This is a genomic window from Roseateles sp. P5_B10, assembly GCF_056400485.1.
Genome location: NZ_JBFULE010001023.1, coordinates 1 through 1,630, shown reverse-complemented (window position 1 = coordinate 1,630; position 1,630 = coordinate 1). Strand labels below are relative to the sequence as shown.

Sequence of the window (1,630 nt, the reverse complement as noted above, 5' to 3'; positions counted from 1 at the left end):
CTCCAGACTCACGTGCCCGCCCATCAGGTTCGCCAATCGCTTGACGATCGACRACCCCAGSCCGGTGCCACCGAAGCGCCGTGTGATCGACGCATCCGCCTGGGCAAACGGCGCGAACAACTGCGTCTGAACTTCGGGCGCGATGCCGATGCCGGTGTCTTGCACGGCAAACGACAGCGTCGCATGCTGGGCCGTGGCGGCAAGCATCCGCACGTGCAGCTCGACACTGCCTTGCTCGGTGAACTTGATCGCGTTGGACAGCAGGTTGGTCAGGATCTGGCTCAGGCGCGTCGCATCGCCCTCCAGCACCACCGGCAGCTCGTCCTCGACGACGATCTCGAAGGCGACGCCCTTGGCCTCGGCCTGCACCGCCATCACGTCGCTCAGCTCCTTCAGCAAACTGCGCAGGCTGAATGCGGTGTTCTCGACGATCAACTCGCCGGCTTCGATCTTTGACAGATCGAGCACGTTGTTCAGCACCACGAGCAGCGACTTGCTCGCGAGCTTGACCTTCGCCAGAAAGGCCACCTGCTCCTCGTCCAGCGAGGTCTCCCCGAGCAAATAGGTCAGGCCGATGACCGCGTTCATTGGGGTGCGGATCTCATGGCTCATGTTGGCGAGAAACTCGCTCTTGGCACGATTGGCCTGTTCGRCCTTTTGCGTTGCGTGACGCAGCGATTCCTCGTACTGCTTGCGCTCCGTGATGTCGCGCGCCGCCGCGAAGACGCCTTGCAGCTGCCGGTCGCGGTCATGAAAGGTGGTGGCGTTGTACGACACCACGGTGAGCTTGCCGTCCCTGGCGCGGACGGTCAGTTCGTAGTTGGTGACCTTGCCCTCGGCCAGCACGCGCTTGATGCCTGCTTCCGCCCGGTGTGGCRCGGTGAAGTAGTTCTTGAACGGCGCGCCGATCAGCTCGTCGCGCGTGCAGCCGGTCAGGGCCTCCGTCTGCTTGTTGACGTCGGTGATGATGCCGCGCGGGTCGGTTGTCATCAGCGCGTCGATGTTGGATTCGATCAGCGAGCGCGTGTAGAAGTGCTGGTCGCGTAAGCGCTGGTCGAGCTTCTGGCGCTCCTCTTCGACCTGCTGGCGGGCGGTGTTGTCGGTGCCGATCAAGAGGTAGCCAATGATGGCGTCTTGCGCGTCGCGCAGCGCCGTCACCGACACCACCGCTCCGAAGCGGCTGCCGTCCTTGCGGATATAGGTCAGCTCGTAGATGTCCTCGATGCCGCGCGAGGCCTTGAACACCAGCGCCTCGAAGCCGGGGGCGATCGGGGTCTCGAGTTCGACGCTCAGCGCCTTGGCCCGCTCAATCAATTCCGGCGGGTCGGAGATGTCTGCCGGCGTGATCTTGTTCACCACGTCAGCGGCCGTGTAGCCCAGCATGCGCTCGGCGCCGACGTTGAAGATCTGGATCACTCCCTTCGCGTCGGTGGCGATGCTTGAGAAGTTGGCACTGTTGAAGATCGCGTTCTGCAAGGCGCCGGCCTTCAGCAGCGCTTCTTCGGCGCGCTTGCGCGCGGTGTTGTCGGTGCCGATCAGCAGGTAGCCAATGATGGCGTTCTGGGCGTCGCGCAGCGCGGTGACCGACACGACGGCCGGCAAGCGGCTGCCGTCCTTGCGGATGTAGGTC

At 64.0% G+C, this 1,630-nt stretch carries 1 protein-coding gene; it reads right to left on the bottom strand.

Features of this window, described 5'->3' with window-relative positions; translation table 11 throughout:
• Positions 1 to 1,623, bottom strand: a 1,623-nt coding sequence (locus AC1DU6_RS30400) for a PAS domain S-box protein (protein ID WP_477861798.1), incomplete at its 3' end; no start/stop codon positions are given.
• Between the last annotated feature and the right edge of the window lie 7 nt (positions 1,624 to 1,630).